16 protein-coding genes and 1 pseudogene are annotated in these 14,480 nt (G+C 70.8%); 8 read left to right on the plus strand and 9 right to left on the minus strand.

The features are described 5' to 3' along the window. Positions 1-195 precede the first annotated feature (195 nt). Positions 196-1,050 carry a dimethylargininase gene (gene ddaH, locus AA75_RS21860; RefSeq protein WP_033821863.1) on the minus strand — a complete coding sequence of 285 codons (855 nt, stop codon included), beginning with the start codon at positions 1,048-1,050 and terminating at the stop codon, positions 196-198. 682 nt (positions 1,051-1,732) lie between these two features. On the opposite strand from ddaH, the gene AA75_RS21870 reads away from it, so the two are divergent. Continuing rightward, positions 1,733-2,029 carry a hypothetical protein gene (locus AA75_RS21870; protein WP_233289132.1) on the plus strand — a complete coding sequence of 99 codons (297 nt, stop codon included), beginning with the start codon at positions 1,733-1,735 and terminating at the stop codon, positions 2,027-2,029. A 165-nt stretch (positions 2,030-2,194) separates the two neighbouring features. Here the strand turns inward: AA75_RS21870 and AA75_RS45840 are convergent, their stop codons facing one another. After that, complete coding sequence (locus AA75_RS45840; RefSeq protein WP_051813002.1) at positions 2,195-2,413, minus strand: hypothetical protein; 219 nt, start codon at positions 2,411-2,413, stop codon at positions 2,195-2,197. Positions 2,414-2,735: 322 nt separating this feature from the next. On the opposite strand from AA75_RS45840, the gene AA75_RS21880 reads away from it, so the two are divergent. The 6 genes from AA75_RS21880 (at position 2,736) to AA75_RS21905 (ending at position 8,084) form a co-directional block, all read left to right on the plus strand. Next, positions 2,736-3,218, plus strand: coding sequence for an SPW repeat protein (locus AA75_RS21880; protein ID WP_033821866.1), 483 nt, complete (start codon positions 2,736-2,738; stop codon positions 3,216-3,218). 744 nt (positions 3,219-3,962) lie between these two features. After that, positions 3,963-4,454: a CinA family protein gene (locus AA75_RS21885; protein WP_033821867.1), complete on the plus strand. Its 492-nt coding sequence runs from the start codon at positions 3,963-3,965 to the stop codon at positions 4,452-4,454. Between the two features lie 476 nt (positions 4,455-4,930). Then, on the plus strand, positions 4,931-5,671 hold the full coding sequence (locus AA75_RS21890) for a hypothetical protein (protein WP_051813004.1): 741 nt from the start codon (positions 4,931-4,933) through the stop codon (positions 5,669-5,671). A 3-nt stretch (positions 5,672-5,674) separates the two neighbouring features. Next, entirely contained in the window at positions 5,675-6,154 is a 480-nt protein-coding gene (locus AA75_RS21895; protein ID WP_033821868.1) for a phage holin family protein, read from the plus strand. Continuing rightward, positions 6,130-6,792, plus strand: coding sequence for a DUF3618 domain-containing protein (locus AA75_RS21900; RefSeq protein ID WP_051813006.1), 663 nt, complete (start codon positions 6,130-6,132; stop codon positions 6,790-6,792). Before AA75_RS21895 ends, AA75_RS21900 begins: the two co-directional genes overlap by 25 nt. Positions 6,793-6,905: 113 nt before the next feature. Next, positions 6,906-8,084 carry an amidohydrolase gene (locus AA75_RS21905; protein ID WP_033821869.1) on the plus strand — a complete coding sequence of 393 codons (1,179 nt, stop codon included), beginning with the start codon at positions 6,906-6,908 and terminating at the stop codon, positions 8,082-8,084. 36 nt (positions 8,085-8,120) lie between these two features. Here AA75_RS21905 and AA75_RS21910 read toward each other — a convergent pair whose 3' ends face one another. Then, a complete protein-coding gene (locus AA75_RS21910; protein ID WP_033821870.1) occupies positions 8,121-9,587 on the minus strand; it encodes an aminotransferase class I/II-fold pyridoxal phosphate-dependent enzyme in 1,467 nt (488 codons plus the stop codon). A gap of 395 nt (positions 9,588-9,982) precedes the next feature. Here AA75_RS21910 and AA75_RS21915 point away from each other — a divergent pair, with 395 nt between their 5' ends. Then, entirely contained in the window at positions 9,983-11,002 is a 1,020-nt protein-coding gene (locus AA75_RS21915; protein WP_033821871.1) for an iron-containing redox enzyme family protein, read from the plus strand. Between the two features lie 88 nt (positions 11,003-11,090). Here AA75_RS21915 and AA75_RS45845 read toward each other — a convergent pair whose 3' ends face one another. The 6 genes and pseudogenes from AA75_RS45845 to AA75_RS54050 form a co-directional block, all read right to left on the minus strand. Beyond that, a complete protein-coding gene (locus AA75_RS45845) occupies positions 11,091-11,276 on the minus strand; it encodes a CDGSH iron-sulfur domain-containing protein (protein WP_082526725.1) in 186 nt (61 codons plus the stop codon). A gap of 28 nt (positions 11,277-11,304) precedes the next feature. Then, a complete protein-coding gene (locus AA75_RS21920; protein ID WP_033821872.1) occupies positions 11,305-11,958 on the minus strand; it encodes a HemK2/MTQ2 family protein methyltransferase in 654 nt (217 codons plus the stop codon). Between the two features lie 136 nt (positions 11,959-12,094). Continuing rightward, entirely contained in the window at positions 12,095-12,496 is a 402-nt protein-coding gene (locus tag AA75_RS21925) for a hypothetical protein (RefSeq protein ID WP_199520385.1), read from the minus strand. Positions 12,497-12,643: 147 nt separating this feature from the next. After that, a complete protein-coding gene (locus tag AA75_RS21930) occupies positions 12,644-13,912 on the minus strand; it encodes a glutamate--cysteine ligase (RefSeq protein ID WP_082526724.1) in 1,269 nt (422 codons plus the stop codon). Between the two features lie 84 nt (positions 13,913-13,996). Continuing rightward, positions 13,997-14,209, minus strand: coding sequence for a hypothetical protein (locus tag AA75_RS54045; protein ID WP_368666603.1), 213 nt, complete (start codon positions 14,207-14,209; stop codon positions 13,997-13,999). Positions 14,210-14,277: 68 nt separating this feature from the next. Further along, positions 14,278-14,412 (minus strand): annotated as a pseudogene (locus AA75_RS54050) (SDR family NAD(P)-dependent oxidoreductase); the annotation flags it as partial. Positions 14,413-14,480: the final 68 nt, after the last annotated feature.

The raw sequence follows: 14,480 nt of genomic DNA on the forward strand, positions 1-14,480 counted from the left end.
CCGAGGCCACCCACCACACCCTGTGGAACATGTCCGACCGCCACTCCTCGCCGCCCACCGCGCCTGGGACCGCTTCCCGCCCCGGCCGAAACCGCAGGCTGAATCACGGGTCCGGTCAGCGGCTCGCGGCGCCGCCGGCCGGACCGGCTTCCTGCTGCTCATCGGCTCACGGCTCTGCCGGCCGGCACCCGGCGGTCAGGCCGCCGCCGAAAGTTGCGTTGGGTCACCGAGTTCCAGGACGCAGCACTTCGGGCCGCCGCCGCCCTTGGCGAGCTCGTCCATCTCCACCCGCACCGGTTCGAAGCCGTGCGCTGCCAGGAGCCCGGCGGTGCGCTCCGCGGCCGCGGGCAGGATCACATGCCGCCCGTCGCTGATCACATTGAGTCCGAAGCGTTCGGCGTCGCTCTCCTGCACCGTGAGCTCCTCGGGAAACAACCGAGCCACCCGTCGTCGGCCAGCGGCGGTGAACGCTCCGGGCCAGAGCATCACCGTCCGCCCGTCCAGCACGGCAAGTGCCGTGTCCAGGTGGTAGAAGCGCGGATCGACCAGCTGCAGCCCGGTCACCGGCCGTCCGAAAAAGCCGGCGGTCTCCTCGTTGGCGGCCCGCTCCGTCCTGAAGCCGTTGCCCGCGAGCACGGTCCGGCCGACCGCCAAATGGTCACCCTCGCCCTCGTTGACGTACTCCGCAGCAGTGACCGTGACGTACCCGCGGTCGCGGAACCACTTCTCGAACGCGGCCGACTCCCCGGAACGCTCGGGGTGCCGGAACGACGCCACCAGGACCCGTCCATCGATAACGGTCGCGCCGTTGGCGGCGAACACCATGTCGGGCAACCCCGGTACCGGATCGATCAGCTCGACACCATGACCCAGCCGCTCGATCGCCGACCGCAGCGCATTCCACTGGCGGACGGCTCTGCCACCGTCAACGGGTGCGTTTGGATCCATCCAGGGGTTGATCGCGTAATCCACCGCAAAGTAAGTCGGAGGACACATCAGGTAGCGGCGCCGGCTTGCTTCCCTGGTTCTCCTACGAGCCGCCTCTCCCATGACCGCCTTCTCTCGTGCAGGTCGGACACATCTACCGACATCCGCCGGGCCCTGCTGCTCACGAAACGCTCAGAACGCCCGCACCATGAGCGGGCCGGCAGTGCTTCACGAAGCGGCTTCCCGGGGTGGGCGTGACGAAACAGCGGGCTCCAGCCTGCCGGGCAACTGCGTCCCGTGCCCCTGACCGGAGCCCCCGGCCCGCCTCTCATAGCATCAATCCACCCCGATCGTGACGGCCGCACAACAGGGCAGGCCCGGTAGGCGCCCAGCGCGTAGTCGGCAGCTGCGTCTGCATCCTGCTGGCCTCATGCAACGCGGCACAGCACGAATCCTGGATCCCGGGCGTGGCGGTCCGGACCGGGGTGCCCCTTCTCGCCGAGACGATGTCCTCGATGGTCCACATCGACATCTACGCTGACTCCCGCCGGCGCGCAGCACCGCCGACGGTTCCGGCGCGTCCGTGACGGGCCGCCAGTGCCACCGGGCGATCAGATGCGCGTCGATGATGTCGCGCGCACGCTGCGCCCGAGCCGGTGTCCATGTGTCAGTTCCTGTCACGTGATACTGCAGGTGCCGTGGCCGCGGGTTGCGTGGAAATGGAGCGGCCGCGCTCGGAGTGTCGGGGCTGATCGCATGGCCCGATCTCGTGTACGACGGCGCGGCTCGGGCAGGCGCGACCCCGATGCCCATCGCACGCATGGAGGTCCACATCATGATCATGAAAAAGCTGCACGCAGCCGGTATCAGGTCCGAACACGCCTACCTCGCCGGGATCGCCTCGATCGGACTGTCCTTTACCTCTTGGATGCTCTCCGCCGCAGCCGAGCCCGCGGGCCTCGACCGGGCCGACCGCTGGGGCATCTTCGTCGGTGAGTGGGCGCCCACCTTCTTCTGCATGGGCCTGGCCCTGTCCCAGTACGAACGGGACGACAACCCCGTCTACACGGACGATCCCCGACTGGCTCCGGCCCACGCCTGAGGACGAACCAGGCCCCCTGGCGGGGCACTGCAGGACGGCACCCGGAGCGTACCGGAACGGGTGACTGATAACCCTCCGGCCCGAGCGCGAAGGCGACGGTCCGGCCCCGCACCGCGGGACGGGGGCAGCCAGCAGCCGCAGCGCCAGCTCCCCGTGCTCCGCCGCTCACCTCAGGCCTTGACCGGACGGGCGGTCGTGGCCGTTCTGCCGGGCGACAGCCCGCCTCAGCCGCTCCTCGTCCAGACCGGTCATCGCCACCAACCCGTCGTACATCTCTTTCTCGTATCGTCCAACGGCCCAGGAAGCGCACAGGCGGGCGATCTGCCCGGCCCACAGCTCCTCCACCACGAATGGACGGGGCTGGTAGACGGCGGCGAGGCGCACCAGGTGAGACTCGCCGCACGCGCGCAGCAGACGCTTGCCGTCGAAGCGGGAAGCTCGGCCCGGTCCACCGCGGAAGAATCCGGACTTGCAGCATCAGCACGGCCCTGGCCAGCGGCAGCTGGCCACACTCGTCACACAGCGCCGGCAGCCCACCAGATCCCGCAGCGGAGCCGTCCATACCTCCGGTCCACGCGCTCGGCAGGCACGACCCGGTTGCTTCTCCATCAGTGAGCAGCAGCCGGCCAAGAGGAGAGTTATGTGCTGATTTATGCCTGATTTATGGGTAGACGATTGAGCACATATCCGTCTCTGGGAGGTCATCATGGCGTCAACCCAACGCCCCCCGATCGACGAGCATCCTGACTTGGTGGAACTGCGCGCCCGGCACGACCGGGCCGCCGCCACCCCTCGGGCCCAGATGATCGAGGCCCTCGCCCTGATCACCGGTCTCTACCTCGCGGCATCCCCCTGGATAGCCGGCTTCAATGGCTACACCACTCTCGCCGTCACCAACCTCATCGCCGGCCTCGCCTACATGCTCCTCCTCGGCGGCCTGGGCACGTCCTACGAGCGCACGCACTCCATGGCGTGGGCTGCCGCCGCCATCGGCATCTGGACGTGTGTCGCCCCCTGGGTGGTCGCCGGCGACGTCGCTCACACCCGCTCCATCACCAGCAACCTCATCACTGGCGTCATCGCCACCCTCCTCGCCCTCGCCGCCGCCTCCGCAGCCCGCGACCACGCCGATGCCCGCCCCGACCGGTTCGGTGCACGAGAGCCCCGACCCATGTCCGGCGGCCGCTGAACGCCGGCGGACCAAGACAATATGCACCGGGCACCGCTCCGCCATCTACGGGCTGCGGCCGGTGCCTTGCGCTCGGCGCAGTCGGCTGCACCAGTGGCGCCCTGTACGGCGGACTCTCCGGAGGCACCGAGCCTCTGTGTCCGGCGCGCCGCCGGACACCTGGCGAAGTCTCCGGACTCCCGGCCAAGCCCACGGGCACCGCCCTGTCCAGCTCACCTGAGCAGGCCCACAAGGTGAACGGGAACACGGCACGAGAAGCTGTGCTGAGTACGCGGCAGGGGCCCGGAATCAAGATCGGGAGCGCGCGATAATCGGGAAAGGCGGGCGGCTGAAGCCGGTCGGACCACTGGGTTACCGGTGAGGGCGGAATCCGAGCACTCGCTACTGTGCTGCTGGCCCGAGCGAGTGGACGGCGCCTGTGACGACACGCCAGCTACCCCTGGAACAGGACTGTCCAGGTCTCGGCTCGAGCCGTGGCGGGTCCGAGAGGTCTCCCGGAGGTAACGCATAGGCAGGAGGCCTGGCTGCGGCGCGTTTCTCCCGGCCTGCTGTCCGCGAACGGGTGCGGACGGAGCGGCGTCGCACATCGGCCAGGCCGCGACCCGCCGCCCGGCCCGTCATCCGGTCGGGGTATCTCGCCGCCGGCCGCGTCGGAAGCTGGCCGGAGATGGTGCACCCTGGAGTCGGCCCCCGGGTCGGTTGGGAACCGCTGCGGGCAACCGACCGCCGGACCGAGGAGGGAGCATGGCCGAGAGCTTGCGCGAGCAGGAGATCCTGGCACGGCAGGTGCATTCCGCGCTGAGCGCCGCGGGCAGCACGGTGTCGGTCGCGGAGTCCTTGACCGGCGGGCGGCTGGCCGTCGCGCTGAGCGAAGCGCCTGGGGCCTCGTCGGTGTTCCTGGGGTCGGTGACCGCCTACGCCACCGAGATCAAGGCCAAGGTTCTTGGTGTCAGCGGCTCCCTGCTCGCGGAGCGCGGCGCCGTGGACGCCGATGTCGCCCGCCAGATGGCCGAGGGGGTGCGGAAGTTGATGAGAACGACCTACGCGCTGGCCACCACCGGGGTAGCCGGTCCGGCACCGCAGGACGGACACGAACCTGGCACGTTCTACGTCGCCGTCGCCGGCCCGCTCGGCACCGCAGTCGTCCGGTCCGACATTGGCGGCACCCGCGACGAGGTCGAGCACGCCGCCGTCGTGCTGGCCCTCAAGGCCCTGCACGACTTCCTTCGCCCCTGAGATGATCAGAGATTTTCGGGTCCCGGCGCAGGAAGAGGCGCATCGCCGGTCCGCACATCGCAGACCCGCACACCGGAGCCCTGTCAGCTGATCGGGTGTCCGCTCAGCCCGCAGAGCCGTGGGAGGACATGGCGGCGTCGCACGATGGCGGCGGCCGTCGCGAGACCGACCAGCCGATCCAACCACCGTCGTCGCCGTGGGCGTGGCAGCACCGCAAGGGGCTGTGACGTTCGGACGTGTGCGTCGCCCGGCGGTGGGCGACGCCGACACGTTCCCCCATCGGGCCGCCGGACCGGCAAGACCACCTGATGTGGGCCGGTGGTGCGTAGCGGGATCCTCGGCGCTTGCCCCGATGCCGCCCTGGAGCGTGGCGGTACCGCGGCAATGCGTAGGAAGAGCTCGACGCCGTGTGGAGACGCAAGAGCGGGGCAGGCGTTTGCGCGAAGCAGATCCGAACCTTTTCGTCAGGAGGAGTCTTGAACATCGACACGGGCCCGGCCGTACCGGGCGGGCAGAGTAATGCGAGTGGCGCGGTGAGCGCAGCGGCCGAGAGCGTCCGGACGAGGGCCGGGGAGGGCGCCGACGTCGTGGCCGACCTCACCGCCGAGGTGGCCGGGACCGTCAAGGAGCAGGCTTCGCAGGTGGCCGGCGAAGCCGCCGCGCAGGCCCGGGACCTCCTCGGTGAGGCCCGGGACCAGATACGCGAGCAGGCCAGGGAGCAGACCGGCCGGCTGGCGGAGAACGTGCGGCGCCTGGCGCACGAGCTTCAGGACATGGCCGACCACGGCAAGCCGGATTCCACGGCCACGGCCGCGGTGGGGCAGATCGCGGATGGCGGCCACCGCGGCGCCGATCGCTTGGAAGGCCGCGGCGCCGAGGGGTTGCTGGAGGACGTCCAGGGCTTCGCGCGTCGTCGCCCCGGGCTGTTCCTGGCCGGGGCGGCGCTCGCGGGCTTCGCCCTCGGCCGCACGGGCAAGGGCGTCGCCGCCGCAGGGTCCTCGGAGCAGGCCGGGCAACCAGCCGACTTCCGGCCGGGGTCTGCGTCTGCGGTACCGGTGGCGCAGCCGACCCGTGACGTCGCGGGTTCCTCGCCGGTGCGCCGCAGCTCGGTGCCCGGTCCGTATCAGGTCTACGGCCAGTCTCAGCCTCCGCACGTGACCCCCCGCTACGGGCCGGACGCCGGGTACCAGCCGCAGCAGTCGCCGACGGGGAGCTGAGCGATGGCTCTCTCGTACTCCGAACACACCGCCAGGGGAGCCGGCCCGCCGGCCGGCGGTAGGCCGTCGCCCGGCCCGGCCCCGGGTGCGCGGGCGCCGGCCGACCCCGGCCAGTCGCTCGGTGACCTGATCAGCCACATCACCACGGACGTCGGACAACTCGTCCGCAACGAGATCGAGCTGGCCAAGGCCGAGATCAAGCAGGAAGCCGTCAAGGCCGGGAAAGCGTCCGGCATGCTCGCCGGTGCGGGCTACGCCGGCCATCTCGTGCTCCTGCTCGGCAGTCTGACACTGGTCTTCGCTTTGGGCAACGTCATGAACATCGCCTGGGCCGCGCTCCTGGTCACCGTCCTGTGGGCGGCCACCGGAGCAGTGCTCTACACCGCCGGGCGAAAGCGCCTCAAGGAAGTCCACCTCACCCCCGAGCAGACGCTGGCAACCGTCAAGGAGGACGCCGCATGGGCTCGACACCCGATCAGCTGAGAGAAGAGGTCGAAGCCCGGCGCGCACACCTCGCACACAACGTTGACCGCCTGGCCGACAAGATCACCCCCAGCAAGGTCGCACACCGCCGAGTGGACGCCGCCCAGCAGAAGATGACCGGTATCAAGGAGCGAGTGATGGGCACCGCACACGACACCGCCGACAGCGCCGCGGGAAGAGCCGCGCATCTGCGCGACGCCGCGACGGACACCGCCGCCGACATCGGCGACACCCTCCAGCAGGCGCCCGCCCGGATCCGCCGTGAGACCACGGGCAGTCCCCTGGCCGCCGGCATCATGGCCTTCGGCGCGGGACTTCTCACCGCGGCACTCCTACCCGGCAGCAGCGTCGAGAAGCAGGCCGGAGCCAAGCTTCGCGAGCACGCCGACGAGGTCCTCGACCCCGCCAAGCAGGTCGCCATGGACGCCGCCCACGACGTACGCGACGAGCTGCGAGAACCCGCCGCCCAGGCCCTGGACGTCGTCAAGTCCACCGCCCAGGACGCCGCCCAGACCAGCAAGGAGACCATCCAGGACGCCGGCCAACAGGCGGCCCGCGACCTCAGGACCACCGGCCAAAGGGCAGCACAGGACGTCAGCCGACCAGAGCGCACCGGCCCGTCGGGAGCCGACGCCTGAGTCCGGCAGGCCGTTGCACCGATTCCGACAGCCCGGCCGGGCGGGTCGCCGCCGATGCCACGTGGGCTGCGGCCGGAAGCGGCCTGCCTTCTGACCGAAGCAGGAGGGTCGACGTGCCCGACGCACTTGACGAGACCCGCCGGCGGGCGCGCTCTGCCGTCCGGCGGCGGGCCGACGCCTTGTGGAAGGTGGCGTGCGACCTGCATGCCGATCCGGAGTACGGCTTTGCGGAGCATCGGGCGGCCGCCCTGCTGACCGGTGAGCTGGAACGGGCCGGTTTCGAGGTGCGGAGAGGCGTTGCCGGGATGCCGACCGCCTTCACCGCCCGGTCGGGCCGGGGGAGGCCGGCCGTGGCCCTTCTGCTGGAGTACGACGCGCTGCCCGGGCTGGGCCATGCCTGCGGCCACAACCTCATCGCCGCAGCCGGTCTGGGGGCGGCGCTCGCCGCGCGCGCCGTGCTGGACGACACCGTGGGGGCGCTCTGGGCGGTGGGGACCCCGGCTGAGGAGGGCGGTGGCGGCAAAGTGCTGGAGGTCGAGGCAGGGGTCTTCGACAGCATCGACGCCGCGCTGATGTTCCATCCGGGCGTCCACGACTGGACGCATGCGGTGCTCACCGCACAGGAACAGCACCGGGTGACCTACCGCGGCCGCGCCGCTCACCCAACAGGCGACCCGAGCGCCGGTATCGACGCAGTGGCGGCGCTCGTCGAGCTGTTCAACGTCCTGTCGTCCGTCGGCCGCAGACTCCCCGCCGCCTCGCACATCCAAGGCATCGTCACGGCCGGAGGTACCGCGACCAACATCGTCCCCGATCTCGCCGAGGGCCGCTTCGGCCTCCGGGCCGCCACCAGCGGTGAACTCGACTCTCTCGCCGTCCAGTTGCGCACCTGTGCCAGCGGGGTCGCCGTCGCCACCGGCACCTCGGCGACCGTGGAGCGCATCGGTGTGCGCTACGAGCACTACCGGAACAGCGCGGTTCTGTCCGACCGGTTCGCCGCCCACCTGGCCGATGGAGGCACCGTCCTGACTCCCCCGCGCCCCGGCGTCCATCTGGGCTCCTCCGACATCGGGAACGTCAGCTCCCGCGTCCCGGCCATCCACCCGTTCGTCGCCGTCATGAACGAGAATGGTTCCGACCACACCCCCGAGTTCGCCGCCGCCGCGGTGTCACCCCGCGCGCGTGCGGTCCTGGTCCGCGTCACACAGGCCCTGGCCTGTACCGCCGTGGACGTCCTGCTCGATGAGGGCCTGCGGGACGCCGCGTGGGATGCCCACCCCTCGGGGCGGTGACGACGGCCGACGCCCCGCGGCCAGCGCACAAGATTCTCAGTCCTCGATGACGACGCGGATCGTCGCCAAATCCGGCTGTGCGGCGTCCGGGATGACCATGCCGGCCTGCACGCCGCTGGTGAGGTAGTCGATCACGGCGCCATCGAGGCGTTCGCCGGGAAGCGCGGCGGGAATTCCGGGCGGATAAGGGGTGATCATCTCGGCGGTGATCCTGCCTTCGGCCTTCGCCGGCTCGACCTGTTCGATGCGGCCGAAGAAGGCGTCGCGAGGCAGGAGCACCTGTTCCAGGCGCAGCCGGTCGGGCGGCGGTACGTGCACCGGTACCGCGGGTTTCAGGGCGTCCGCGTTCGCGACGAGGTCGGTGAGGGCGTGGTGGAGGACGTCTGTGGTGGTGCTGTCGTCGGCGTGGGTGAGTTGGGCGCTGATCCGGCGGTGGTCGCTGACGTGGAGGTTGATCTGGTGGTGGCTGCGCAGCCAGTCGGCGGCGCGGTAGCCGGTGGTTCCCAGGACGGAGATGTCGATGATGATCTGCAGCGGGTCCAGGTCGGCGGCGAGCCCCGGACCGCAGAAGTCGTCGCGGCCGTGGACGTGGAGGCCGTCGACGGTGTCGATCCGGTGGCGCAGGTCGTGGGCGAGGCCGAGCGCTGCGTCGTACAGGGCGCGCCCGTGCTGCACCATCTGACGGCGCCATCCGTCGAGCGCGGCGTAGATGAGGACGGAGGGGCTGGTGGTGCCGAGCAGGTCCTCGCACTGCTTGAGCGCAACGGGATCCACCAGGTCGCCCTGCTGGTGGAAGACGGAGCTCTGTTCGAGTCCTGAGCCCATCTTGTGGACGGAGGTGACGCAGACGTCGGCCCCCGCATCCATCGCCCAGGTGGGCAGCTCCGGGTGGAAGGGCAGATGGGCACCCCAGGCCTCGTCCACGATCAGCGGCTTCCCGCGGCGGTGGCAGACCTCCGCGATGGCCTCGAGGTCGCCGCAGGTGCCGTACGGCGTCGGGGTGGTCACCAGTGCTCCGGCGGCGTCGGGGTGCTCGCGCAGCGCTTCCTCGAAGGCGTCGGCGCCGGGCGGGTGGGCCAGGTGCAGGTCGGGGTCCCAGTGGGGCTCGATCCAGACGGGCCGGATGCCGGCCACGATCAGGCCGGCCACCACCGACTTGTGGGCGTCCCTCCCGACCAGGAGCTTTTGGTGCGGTCCGGCTACGGCGAGCATCGCCGCCTTCACCGACAAGGAGCTGCCGCAGGTGGACAGGAACGTGTGGTCGGCACCGACGGCCTCGGCCATCAGCTGCTGTGCGTGCTCGATCCAGCCGTGCGAGGAGGACCTGTCGTCGAGCCCCGCGGTCGCCAGGACGTCCGAGGTGAACACCCCGGCGCCCAGCACGGCCAGCACCCGGGGGTCGACGCCCCTTCCCTGCTTGTGCCCGGGCGGGGTGAACGGGGTCTGGGCATTGGCGTGGTACGCGGCGAGGGCCTCCAGTACGGGCGCCTGTGATTGGTCCATGTTCAGCGGCTGCCCCCTTGAGCGGCCCGGAAACGGTACATGGCGTGCGGTGCGTGGGGGTGCTCGGGCATGACCTGGCGAAGTGACGTGCGCATCTGTTCTGAGCGGGTTCAGGTGATGCGTTGGCGGGGGCGGTCGGTGCATCCCCGGCCTCGAGCGATCCGATCAAGGCGCCGCACGCCTAGCAGGAGAGGGGCGCTCCGGAACCAGCCCCGGCAGCAGGTCAGCGCCCCCACCGGTCCGGCGCCGTCCCGCCGCAGCTTTCGTGCTACGGCCACTGCGGCAAGACAAGAAGTGCCGACTGTCTGCCGCTGCGCTTTGCCGGGTCGAGAGCGTCGGGAACCTTGAGCGGGGTAGGCGAGCCCCGAGCCGCTACGTCCCTGGAGGTCCTCACCATGGGTGTCACCGCTGTCGGCCTCGGCCCGCGTTTGCCTCGACCGCGCGGCCCGCTGAGCGGGGATCTCGTCGCCCTGCTGACCACCGATCCCGAGACCGGAACCGTCACTCCCGTTCGCGCGTCGGTGGGCTCGCCATGGAGCGAGGACCATCAGCTCGCGCTGTACATCTGCTACGAACTGCACTATCGCTCATTCGCCGATGTGGACGCCCGATGGGAGTGGGATCCGAGGATCCTGGGCCTGCGCGCACAGCTGGAACGGCCCTTTCTGGAAGCGTTGCGGGCCGAGGTCGGCCCGGTGCCTCCGCTGGCGAGGCAGCTCCAGGAGCTCCTGACCGAGCCTTCGGACGGAGACGGCCTGTCCTACTTCCTGCTGCGCCGGGGCGAGCGGTGGCAGGCGCGCGAGTACCTGGCCCTGCGGTCCATCTACCACCTCAAGGAAGCCGACCCGCAGAGCTGGGTCATCCCCCGGCTGCACGGCGCGGCCCAGGCCGCCCTGGTGGCAGTCCAGTACGACGAGTACGGCGCCGGCCGGCCCGAGCACACTCATTCCCGGATGTTCGCGGAGATGATGGCCGACCTCGGTCTGAACTGCGGCTACGGCCACTACCTGGAGCACACACCGGCGGCCGCGCTGGCGGTCGTCAATCTGATGTCCCTGTTCGCCCTGCACCGGATGTACCGTGGCGCCCTCGTCGGACAGTTCGCCGGTGTAGAGATCACCTCCTCGCCTGGCTCCGCACGCCTGGCCGCCGCCCTGGAGCGGCTCGGGGCCGGTCCCGCGGGCACTCGCTTCTACCTGGAGCACATCGAGGCCGACGCCGTCCACGAACAGCTCATGCGTCACGGCGTCATCGACGCTCTCCTCGCCGATGAACCCGAGCTTCGGGAGGACGTCGCCTTCGGCCTCGCGGCCAGCACCTTGCTCGACAACCGTTTGGCCCACCACGCCCTCACCTGCTGGAAGCAGGGCCAGAGTGCTTTGCTCGACCCGCTGAACATCCCGGCGGCCGTCTGATCCACGCCTGGGCGCTCCTCCGTGCCCGCGCCCATGCCGGGGCGTCCCTGTGTCGGCCGAGGCCGGCAGTGTCGCGTCCCGTTCCCGTCTATTCCCTTTGCTCCGCCGGTGGAATTGAGCGACGACGGTGGCTGGTGTCGCAGAACGGGTATCGCCGGCTGCGCCGACAGACGCACAACGCCACCACCGGCCGTTCGCTCACCGTCACCGTGCCATCGGGGAGCACGATCTCGACCGGCCCACTCACCAGGACGGGCCCCACCTCACCGGGCATGACCACCCGCGCCGGCACGCCCGGTCGACTACTCGGGGCGGACACCGCGGATCACCGCCAACTCTTCGTGACGGACGCCGGGGGCGACGAGCCCCTGCTGCTCGAACCAGTGGGCGCGCGCCGACATGACGGGGCCGAACGGGATCCGCCGTCGAGCCACCACCTCGGTGCGCAGTCCTGCCTTGGTCAGGGCCCGGCAGCTCTCCCCGATTCCACATAGGGAGGAGTGCACCACCAGCAGAACCCCTCCTGGTGTGAGGGACCCGGGGGCGGTGTGGCAGATCCGGTCCAGGAGTGCCCGCCCGTCCGGCCCGGCGTCCCACGCCCGCGCCGGGCCGTGGGAGGGCAGGGTCGTCCCGTCGGCCGGCACGTAGGGCGGGTTGGACGCGATCAGGTCGAAATGTCGACCGTGCACCGGTTCCAGCAGGTCGCCCTGCCGCACGTGGATGTGCCGCCCGTTCAAGGCGCCGTTGATCCACGCCAGGGCCAGGGCTCGTCGGGAGATGTCGATCGCTGTGACCCGGGCACCGGTGCCGGCCGCCGCGAGGGCAACGACGCCCATGCCCGTTCCCAGGTCGAGCACCTCGTCACCCTCCCGGAGGCGCTCACGCCCCAGGCACTCGATCAGCAGATCACTGTCCTCTTGCGCACGGTAGACACCGGGTGTTCTCAGCAGCCGCATGCCTCGCGTCTGCCCGCCCGGCCCGTCCCGACACTCTCACGTCGGCCGGTGCCGCCCGGAAGGACCGCCGACCGCAGTGCTGCCCGTGCACCCGTCCGCGTCCAGGGCGCACGGCCCTGCCGACAGGACCCCACGGTCAGTGCGTCTCGCGGCGCTGCTTCATCTCGGCCTCGGCGATGTGGTGCCGACCGCCCGCCAAGGCCTCCCGGACGATCCGTTCGACCTCGACGAAGCTGCGGTGGTAGCCGTCGTCGTAGGCCTCGACGAGCTGGAAGGTCCACATGCCCGGGAGTACGTCGGCGCCTTGGACGTCGCGTGCCACCAGGTCGGCCTGCTCGCCGTGCCCCGCCTCCCGCAGTGCCTGGACGGCCTCGCCGACCCTCTTGTCCGCAGTCCCGGTCAGCTGGTGGAAGTCGTACAACCGGCCACGCGCCCGCGCCGTCGTCTCCAGTGCCTCGGAGAGCAGTCCCAGCGCCCGCACCGTGGCATCGTCCACCCCTGCCGGGCGGGTGTGCCGGCCGGCTCTGTCGTCGTCCATCATGCTGTCGTCCCTCCGACCTTCGGATCCGGTCATCGACGTGTCCCCCATGGCGGCTGCAGCCAGACCTGCCCGGGTACGGGTTGGGCCGCCCAGGCGGCCCGGATCCGCAGGGCATCCGGTGTGGCCGACCGGCCTCGCTTCGGCCTATCGGCCACTGGCGGGGTGAGTCGCTTCGAGGAGCCCGTCCACCACGCCCTCGAGGCCGGCCCGTTCCGCCCTCCAGGAGCGCTGGCGGTCGGCCCCGCCGCCCCGGGCGGCCAGCCGGCGCAGGAACGCGGTCACCAGGTCCAGGTCCCCGCCTTCCGCCAGGACCGGGCGCAGCTGGTTGGTGAGCCGTGCGGCTTGGTCGGCGAAGGGTGTGATCAGGCCGCTCCGGGCGTCCACGCCGCTGCCGCGCCAGCCGTCGCGGGCCGCGCGCCAGTAGGCTGCGCGCAGCAGTTCGCTGCTGCCTGGTAGGCCGGTGTCGCCGAGCTCGACCGCCCGTGCCGCGGTGACCACGAGTGCTCTGATCAGGGCTGTGAGCGCCACCGTGTCGTCGATGTCCGCCAGGACGTCCATCGCGCGGACCTCCAGGGTGGGCACAGACGGGTTGGGCCGGATGTCCCAGTACGGCATGCCGGCGTCCAGCATCGCCTCCGAGGCCGCCATCGCGGCCGCCAGCCGGTCGTGCTCGGCCGGTGATGCCGCGTAGGGCGGGGGCCCCAGGCATGGGAAGCGCAGGCGGATGACGGCCCGCCAGCTCGCGTAGCCGGTGTCCGTTCCGCAGTGGAAGGGCGAGTTGGCGCTCAACGCCACCAGCAGGGGGAGCCATGGCCGCAGGTGGTTGCCCGCCAGCACGGCCATGTCCCGGTCGGGAAGGTGCACGTGGGCGTGGAATGCGCTGATCGCGAAGTCGTCGAGCATGGCGCGGTACTGGGCCTTGCCGGCCAGGTAGCGGGGGTGATCACCAACGCCGACGGCCGTCCCGGGGGCGATGACCGGGGTGCCGGAGGCGCACAGCCGCAGGCCCTCCTGTTCGGCCGCCCGGGCGGTCGCCGTTCGCACCCGGGCCAGTTCGGCCCGCAGCTCGGCCATGGACGCGCACGGCGACGTCTTGACCTCGACCTGGGCCGTGGTGAACTCGCCGGAGACCAGGTCGCCGAGTGCGGCTGCCGCACGGGCCACCACCCGGGAGGCGGCGGGAACCAGTGCACGGGTTGCCGGGTCCACCAGAAAGTATTCCTCCTCCACCCCGACGGTGGGCAGTCGGCTCTCCAGCGTGGGCACATGTCCGGCACCGTGCCCTTCCTGATCACCGCTCACCGTGATTTGGCCTTCCCTCGGTCGGTGCCCTGTCTGTGTCCGGTCCGGGTTTTGCCGCGCGGGAAGGTGGCTGCACCGGTCGGCCGGCCCGTCCGCCTCGTGCACCCGCATGGGGACCTCGCGATCACCGGAGGGCCGGCAGACCGACGGCGGACTTCTTTCATGATGTCGCTACCGCCCCTCCGGCCAGGGGACCTACTTGGTGTCGGTCGACCCGGGTTCGGCCATCCTTCGGCGCGCTCCGGCTTTGAGGCTGTCGGGGAGGACTTTGTTCGCGAGTCCTTGGGCCTTGGTCTGGCCGATCCGGCGACGACTTTTGTCCTTGCCGGCCATGAGCGCTTCGAAGCCCTGCTTCGCGACCTGGGCGGGGTCGTCCTTGTCCTGTTGGCCGACCTTGGTGTCGTCCATGTCGGCACGGTGGAAGAAGTTGGTGTCGGTCGGCCCGGCATGAGCGCGGTGACGGTGACGCCGGTGTCCTTCAGCTCGTTCTGGAGAGCCTGAGCGAAGGACTGCAGGAAGGACTTGGATGCGTTGTAGACGGCCTGGAAGCCGGGCATCGTCGAGGCGATGGACGAGGTGATCAGGACCTGGCCGTCGTCACGCGCCGCCATGTCCCGCAGCAGCCGCTTCGCGAGATGAACGGTGGAGGTGATGTTGACGTCGATGATCTCGATCTCGT

It is taken from the genome of Kitasatospora sp. MBT63, from assembly GCF_000710465.2.
Taxonomy (GTDB): Bacteria; Actinomycetota; Actinomycetes; order Streptomycetales; family Streptomycetaceae; genus Kitasatospora.

What these genes read in the sequence shown, in the direction of transcription:
- ddaH (WP_033821863.1), bottom strand. Translation starts at nt 1,050, where the DNA reads ATGGGAGAGGCGGCTCGTAGGAGAACCAGGGAAGCAAGCCGGCGCCGC.
- AA75_RS21870 (WP_233289132.1), top strand. Translation starts at nt 1,733, where the DNA reads ATGCCCATCGCACGCATGGAGGTCCACATCATGATCATGAAAAAGCTG.
- AA75_RS21880 (WP_033821866.1), top strand. Translation starts at nt 2,736, where the DNA reads ATGGCGTCAACCCAACGCCCCCCGATCGACGAGCATCCTGACTTGGTG.
- AA75_RS21885 (WP_033821867.1), top strand. Translation starts at nt 3,963, where the DNA reads ATGGCCGAGAGCTTGCGCGAGCAGGAGATCCTGGCACGGCAGGTGCAT.
- AA75_RS21895 (WP_033821868.1), top strand. Translation starts at nt 5,675, where the DNA reads ATGGCTCTCTCGTACTCCGAACACACCGCCAGGGGAGCCGGCCCGCCG.
- AA75_RS21900 (WP_051813006.1), top strand. Translation starts at nt 6,130, where the DNA reads ATGGGCTCGACACCCGATCAGCTGAGAGAAGAGGTCGAAGCCCGGCGC.
- AA75_RS21910 (WP_033821870.1), bottom strand. Translation starts at nt 9,587, where the DNA reads ATGGACCAATCACAGGCGCCCGTACTGGAGGCCCTCGCCGCGTACCAC.
- AA75_RS21915 (WP_033821871.1), top strand. Translation starts at nt 9,983, where the DNA reads ATGGGTGTCACCGCTGTCGGCCTCGGCCCGCGTTTGCCTCGACCGCGC.
- AA75_RS45845 (WP_082526725.1), bottom strand. Translation starts at nt 11,276, where the DNA reads ATGCCCGGTGAGGTGGGGCCCGTCCTGGTGAGTGGGCCGGTCGAGATC.
- AA75_RS21920 (WP_033821872.1), bottom strand. Translation starts at nt 11,958, where the DNA reads ATGCGGCTGCTGAGAACACCCGGTGTCTACCGTGCGCAAGAGGACAGT.
- AA75_RS21925 (WP_199520385.1), bottom strand. Translation starts at nt 12,496, where the DNA reads ATGGACGACGACAGAGCCGGCCGGCACACCCGCCCGGCAGGGGTGGAC.
- AA75_RS21930 (WP_082526724.1), bottom strand. Translation starts at nt 13,912, where the DNA reads ATGCGGGTGCACGAGGCGGACGGGCCGGCCGACCGGTGCAGCCACCTT.
- AA75_RS54045 (WP_368666603.1), bottom strand. Translation starts at nt 14,209, where the DNA reads ATGGACGACACCAAGGTCGGCCAACAGGACAAGGACGACCCCGCCCAG.